Here is a 5,194-nt window from a genome sequence, read left to right as displayed (position 1 = left end):
GCACAGGTAGGGCCTTCCATCGTGAAGGTCCAGTGGATGCGCGCCTATGCCGGTGAAGGCACCCTGACGCCCCAGGCCCTGGTCAGCGCCTGTCAGGCCGACGGAACCGAGGCCATGGCCTGCGCCCAGGTGTTGCGCAAGGCTACCCACGCGGCCGTGGAGCGTCAGTCGGCGGCCAACACGTGGCTGGTCGTTCTGGCCGAGATCGACCGCCCCCTGTCGGTGCAGCCCGGTCGCTGAGCACTGCCGGGGTGAGGGCCGACGCTGTCATGGTCAGCAGCGTCTGGCGACACCAGGAATCCTGCTCGTATGCTCGGAAGCAATTGAAGAAGGGATGCACTTTGAGGAGGAAGTTACGCTGGAAGTGCGGGAATACCAGGGCATCGCGGAGGAAGAACTCGGGTGCCTGGTCGCGCGGTCACCGGCCGCTTTACGGCGGGCTTTGCAGTACACCCGCCGGCAACGCGAGCGGGCTCAAGCGCTCGCCCAGGCCGTCCATCTGTACAGAACATGGCCAGAGCACCTGAGCTCCGGCCATGTTTTGGAATTGAGTTAATCAGCGTGCTCGACGGACTTGCTCGAAACGTTATCGGTGTTTCCGGACTCAATGGTCCTGGACGACGTCAGCTGCCCGGCATTCCGCACACTGATCGAGCGCTTCTGGGCAGCCTCACTGCGTGGAACGCGGATGGTCAGGGTGCCGTGATCGAAGTCGGCCTCGACCTTGGTGAGGTCGTACTTGGCGGGAACACTGAACGTGCGAGTCAGCGTGCCGTAGGGGCGCTCGACGCGGTGAGCGGTGCGGCCCTCGGTGCGGGTGTAGCGGCGCTCGGCCTGAACGCTGAGGGTCTGGCTTTCCGCCTCGATCTGGATGCTGTCTGGTGAGACGCCCGGCAGGTCCAGGGTCAGTTCCAGGCCGTGGGCGTCCTCGTGGACGTCGACCGGAGGGGCGAAGCGCGCACCCTGACCATTCTGGTCGCCCGAGGGGGCGAAGGCACGGTCCATGCGCTGGGTGAGTTCCTCGATTTCACGGAAAGGATCAAATCGCATCATGGGGAGACCTCCTTTGGTTGGGGGCGGGATCAGTCCTGCCGGACCGTCCTCGCCGAGTTGCGATAAATATAAAACTTGAGTGCGTACCCGTCAAGTTTAGTGCGCCTCAAGAAACTGCAGCATGACCCGGCATACCGGGTCATCAGCGAGCCATGATGCGTTCGTCCGGGAGCTCTTTCATGCTCGGCACGGGTGATGTGCTGGAGCCGGCACGCGCGACGCTCCCGGCCGTGCTCTCAACGAACGTCCTCCCAGGCAGGTGATCGCCCTGATGCAGGACAACCACGTCCCCGCGGCGCTCAGCGCCTGCGGGAGTCCTCCGACGTTCCGGGAGACCCTCGCCACCCTGATCCACTCGGGCCTTCCCGTGCCGGTCGACGGCCGAACGTTCGCGCAACGGTACGCCTCACACGGGGCCACCCTCCTGCACACGCTCATTCACCCGTAACGACCGAACGAAACGCGGCCTCTTGGGAACGACCAGGGGGCCGCGCTTCACTGCTCACCCGTGCGTCACCAGCCCATCACCCGAAAGGCCGGCTCGTGATGCGGCGTCATGGCCTGCGCGACCTCGACGACCCGCAAGGCGTCCGGACCGAAGACCACCACCAACTGCCGGGCGTTTCCCGCGATCAGCGCCCGAGCGAGAGCGTCCACGTGACCCGGGTCAATGACCCAGGTGGTGTGCTCCTCAGGCTTCCCAGCTCGGTGTGTGATCAGGAGCCCCCCCTGATGAGGCACGACACTGCCGTCCCGCCTGTCTTCCTGATCCGGTTCGGGAACAGGGCCGCCGATCCTGGCCGGACTCGTGCCACGCCAAGCTTCTTTCGGGGGAATGCGGACGTGCACGGGTGCGCGCCAGGCCATCAGAACGCGTGCTGGGAACATGGCGCCCAGATCCACACTGCAGGGAGCGTACCGCTCGAAGACGTCGATGATGGCGTCCGGAACGAGATCGGGGGGTCGCTGGTCAGCGGGCGTGAGCATGCCTGCACGGTAGTAGGGCGCATGTGTGCCGCGCGAGCGGTTGTGCTGCTGGAGGTGTACGGAACGCGGGGGGTGGCGTGACACACAAGCGCCCCATCACGGTGAAGGTCAGCCTTACGGGTGCCTCGCAGACGCCCAGGCCTGACAGGAGGACCACCCGGAAGAAACGCCTGAATCCACCCGCCAGCACACCCCCAAGGCCTGCTCAACCTGGGCACGGCCGCCCGCCCAATCCCCGTAACGTTGGAGTACGCATGAAGAAGTTCACCCCCCCTGCTCAAGCCTTTCAAGTCGGATGTCTTTGTTTCGAGGGTGCAGGGCTTGATTCAACAATCTGAAGTTCCGGAATCCCGTGCTGGATAACAAGGCTGACCGGCTTATCCCACGCTTGAACAACCAGCGTGAGATGACGAATCATCGCTACTACCCGAGCACCTTCAAGCGTATCCTCAGCGTCTATGCCGGCCCCCTGCCACTACCTCCTGATTGACGACAGCCCCACTGACCGGCTGCTCGCAGAGGAAGCCTTCGAGCACGTCGGCCTGGATTGCTCCCTCACCACCGTAGAAGGTGGGCGTCAGGCCCTGGATCACCTCCGGAGCGCAACCGTGCAGCCCGACGTGATCCTGCTGGACATCAATATGCCGGGAATGAGTGGATTTGAGGTGCTCGAGGAACTCAAGCGTGATCCTGTTTTCCGGCTCATTCCGGTGGTGATGCTTACCACCTCCAGCGCGAGGAGTGATGTGACGCGGGCGTACAGCCTGCATGCGAGCTCGTACCTGGTGAAGTCGCTTGTGCTGGGGGAGTTTCTGGCGCAAGTGGAGGCGTTCTTAAAGTACTGGCAGGCAAACCGGGTCTCGGACGCGCAGTAGAGCAAGCACTGGAGCTTCTTTTTTGTTTTCTAGCCTCTTCATCCCTGCGTTCTTGTTCTCCTCCTGCTTTGGCCCGTGCACTAACTTGCTTGTGCAGTCTTGAGCACCGTCTCGTACACTTCCTTATGGCGTCCGTCCCACAGCATTACCTGTTGATCGACGACAGCGCGACGGACCAACTCCTCGCGCAGGAAGCTTTCGCGCAATTACAACCGCACTCCACACTGACCTGCGTGTCGGGTGGAACAGAAGCACGCGAGCTCCTGGAGTCCGGTTCCTCCCTCCCGGATGTCATCCTCCTGGACATCAACATGCCGGGAATAAATGGCTTTCAGCTCCTGGAGTGGTTGAAAGATCAACCGAATCTCCGCAGGATTCCAGTCGTGATGCTCAGCACTTCGTCTGCGGAGCAGGACGTGCGTCAGGCGTACAGTCTGCACGCGAGTTCGTACTTGGTGAAGTCGGCGTCGTTCGAGGCGTTCGTGGTGCAGGTGGAAGCTTTTTTAGGGTTCTGGCAGGCGACGAAGGTGGCGCACCAGCAAGCGTGACCTGAGGAAGAACAAATGCACCTCAATCAGCCGCTTCCTGGATCGCCTGGCACTGCATCTGCGCACAGGACGACAGATACCCAATCGAACGCCACGGAATCTCGATCGTCCTCCCATCCACAACGGCGACAAACGGCAAAGTTGGCAGGGTCGCCTGATTGATCGTCCGGCTCAGTCTGTTTTTTTGGGAGAGTGACATTTCCAAAACGATGGTGTCGCCGCTGTTGAGATGCACGTGAACAGTGAGCATGCGTCCTCCGGACTCGAAAGGGTATTGGGTGGTTGAGATACCTGACCTTAAACCCTTGGGTCTTACACTGTTCTCCCACCAAGGACCCACTTCGCAGGCTTTTTCATGTTGTCCTCTGAACAGCCCACAGCCCGCGCAAACATGCCCCCAATCCCGTAGCAGCAGGCGCAGACCCCGGCCAACCTCACGGGTTGGAACGCGAAGCACATCCGCCGGCGCACGCTTTGTAGAAGCCGCTACCGCGTAGGGGAGGTCACCTGAACTGTCCCCCCGATGTCCAGAACGCGCTCTAGGAGGCGATTTCACCTGTCCCGGCTTTTCCATACCAGAACGCCAGCAATTGCTGCACGACTCTGGTGTAATCACCAAAACTACCCGGCTTGGCAACATACTGGTCAGCCCCTGCTGCAATGCTCCTCTTCGCGTCCTCGGCCGCAATCGAGCCACTGAACACCACTATCGGGAGGTCAGCAAAGGTGGCCATGCGCCGAACTTCCTGCAGGACTTCTATGGCGCCCATTCGGGGCGTGTTTCCGTCCAGGAGAACCAGATGTGGGCGGAACGCACCACTGTATGGATGCTGTTGCTTGAGGTACGCAAGCGCTTCGGCGCCGTCGGGAACCACCGTCAGCCTCAACTCAGGCAGAAAATTCTCTAAGGCCAGCTCCATGAGGACGACATCAGACGGGTTGTCTTCTACCATCAGGACGTCGAACATAGGTTCTTTCCCTCCTTCAGACCCCCCAACCCGCGAGCGTATCCTCGCGGACGGCCGGTAGGCTGGAAGTTCTGATCACGCCATCCTGGAACACCACACCGTGTTCTGAAATGGAAAGAAAGAACGCCCATGGTTCAACGTTAAGCGAGGGGCTGTCACATCCGTCTGAAACGGATTCTCGTGAAGGCAAACCCACGCACCGTCCCGATACCACCCCACCCATCCGCATCCCACAATTTCTTGTGGAGGTGCAGAACGGTCGCACTTTGCCTACACGCCGCAGCACAGCCCCTTAATGCCTCGGTTCAGAGCCCTCAAACAGCGGAATTCAGGGTCAAGCTCGCAGGTTGCATGACTGGGCACGAGGACAGGAACGCAATCGAACGCCACGGGATCTCCACCGTCATCCCCCCGACGACCGCCACGAAAGGCAGAGTCGGCATCTGTTCCCGGTTCAGCGTTCGGCTGACCCGATTTTTTTCTGATGAGGACACCTCGAGTTCAATCACGTCACCGCTGGTCAGATGTAGGTGCAGGATAAGCATATGGCCCTCCTTGAACGTATGTACGAAAGTACATTGATGATGTCACCCCTCAGCGGCACAAGGACATCACACTGTTCATAAGGAACAGGAAATCTTGGGGGTGTCGTGCTGGGGGTGGGGTTGCACCAGTTGTGCGTAGACGGAGTTAAGAACTCCGAGAATAACGACAACGAGGTGCGACATGGGACAACGAAAGACGTATTCAGCCGAGTTCAAAC

Annotated in this window: 9 protein-coding genes; 4 read left to right on the top strand and 5 right to left on the bottom strand. The window is 60.7% G+C overall.

The genetic code is table 11. The annotated features are described in order from the left end of the window. Positions 1-240 (top strand): hypothetical protein (locus IEY49_RS16205; protein ID WP_189010666.1); only part of this gene is annotated, 240 nt, incomplete at its 5' end. A 312-nt stretch (positions 241-552) separates the two neighbouring features. Here the strand turns inward: IEY49_RS16205 and IEY49_RS16200 are convergent. Beyond that, complete coding sequence (locus tag IEY49_RS16200) at positions 553-1,053, bottom strand: Hsp20/alpha crystallin family protein (protein ID WP_189010665.1); 501 nt, start codon at positions 1,051-1,053, stop codon at positions 553-555. A 271-nt stretch (positions 1,054-1,324) separates the two neighbouring features. Here IEY49_RS16200 and IEY49_RS16195 point away from each other — a divergent pair, with 271 nt between their 5' ends. Continuing rightward, positions 1,325-1,501 carry a hypothetical protein gene (locus IEY49_RS16195; RefSeq protein ID WP_189010664.1) on the top strand — a complete coding sequence of 59 codons (177 nt, stop codon included), beginning with the start codon at positions 1,325-1,327 and terminating at the stop codon, positions 1,499-1,501. A gap of 65 nt (positions 1,502-1,566) precedes the next feature. Here the strand turns inward: IEY49_RS16195 and IEY49_RS16190 are convergent, their stop codons facing one another. After that, positions 1,567-2,040, bottom strand: a complete 474-nt coding sequence (locus IEY49_RS16190) for a hypothetical protein (RefSeq protein ID WP_189010663.1) — start codon at positions 2,038-2,040, stop codon at positions 1,567-1,569. Between the two features lie 458 nt (positions 2,041-2,498). Here IEY49_RS16190 and IEY49_RS16185 point away from each other — a divergent pair, with 458 nt between their 5' ends. Both IEY49_RS16185 and IEY49_RS16180 read left to right on the top strand, forming a co-directional pair. Then, positions 2,499-2,915, top strand: coding sequence for a response regulator (locus tag IEY49_RS16185; RefSeq protein WP_189010661.1), 417 nt, complete (start codon positions 2,499-2,501; stop codon positions 2,913-2,915). A 125-nt stretch (positions 2,916-3,040) separates the two neighbouring features. After that, positions 3,041-3,463 (top strand): response regulator, encoded by a 423-nt coding sequence (locus IEY49_RS16180; RefSeq protein ID WP_189010659.1) that lies wholly within the window; start codon positions 3,041-3,043, stop codon positions 3,461-3,463. 22 nt (positions 3,464-3,485) lie between these two features. Here IEY49_RS16180 and IEY49_RS16175 read toward each other — a convergent pair whose 3' ends face one another. The 3 genes from IEY49_RS16175 to IEY49_RS16165 form a co-directional block, all read right to left on the bottom strand. Beyond that, the gene (locus IEY49_RS16175; RefSeq protein WP_189010658.1) at positions 3,486-3,713 is read right to left on the bottom strand and encodes a hypothetical protein; all 228 of its coding nucleotides are present in this window, start codon (positions 3,711-3,713) and stop codon (positions 3,486-3,488) included. A 289-nt stretch (positions 3,714-4,002) separates the two neighbouring features. Next, the gene (locus IEY49_RS16170; RefSeq protein ID WP_189010656.1) at positions 4,003-4,431 is read right to left on the bottom strand and encodes a response regulator; all 429 of its coding nucleotides are present in this window, start codon (positions 4,429-4,431) and stop codon (positions 4,003-4,005) included. A 314-nt stretch (positions 4,432-4,745) separates the two neighbouring features. Further along, the gene (locus tag IEY49_RS16165; protein WP_189010654.1) at positions 4,746-4,976 is read right to left on the bottom strand and encodes a hypothetical protein; all 231 of its coding nucleotides are present in this window, start codon (positions 4,974-4,976) and stop codon (positions 4,746-4,748) included. Between the last annotated feature and the right edge of the window lie 218 nt (positions 4,977-5,194).

Origin of the sequence: Deinococcus malanensis (genome assembly GCF_014647655.1) — a bacterium.
Classification (GTDB): domain Bacteria; phylum Deinococcota; class Deinococci; order Deinococcales; family Deinococcaceae; genus Deinococcus; species Deinococcus malanensis.
Note: the sequence above shows the minus strand (reverse complement) of the source record. Positions and strands in the feature narration are given on the sequence as shown.

Coding starts and splice junctions, on each gene's coding strand:
- IEY49_RS16200 (WP_189010665.1), bottom strand. CDS start 1,053: ATGATGCGATTTGATCCTTTCCGTGAAATCGAGGAACTCACCCAGCGC.
- IEY49_RS16195 (WP_189010664.1), top strand. CDS start 1,325: ATGCAGGACAACCACGTCCCCGCGGCGCTCAGCGCCTGCGGGAGTCCT.
- IEY49_RS16190 (WP_189010663.1), bottom strand. CDS start 2,040: ATGCTCACGCCCGCTGACCAGCGACCCCCCGATCTCGTTCCGGACGCC.
- IEY49_RS16185 (WP_189010661.1), top strand. CDS start 2,499: ATGCCGGCCCCCTGCCACTACCTCCTGATTGACGACAGCCCCACTGAC.
- IEY49_RS16180 (WP_189010659.1), top strand. CDS start 3,041: ATGGCGTCCGTCCCACAGCATTACCTGTTGATCGACGACAGCGCGACG.
- IEY49_RS16175 (WP_189010658.1), bottom strand. CDS start 3,713: ATGCTCACTGTTCACGTGCATCTCAACAGCGGCGACACCATCGTTTTG.
- IEY49_RS16170 (WP_189010656.1), bottom strand. CDS start 4,431: ATGTTCGACGTCCTGATGGTAGAAGACAACCCGTCTGATGTCGTCCTC.
- IEY49_RS16165 (WP_189010654.1), bottom strand. CDS start 4,976: ATGCTTATCCTGCACCTACATCTGACCAGCGGTGACGTGATTGAACTC.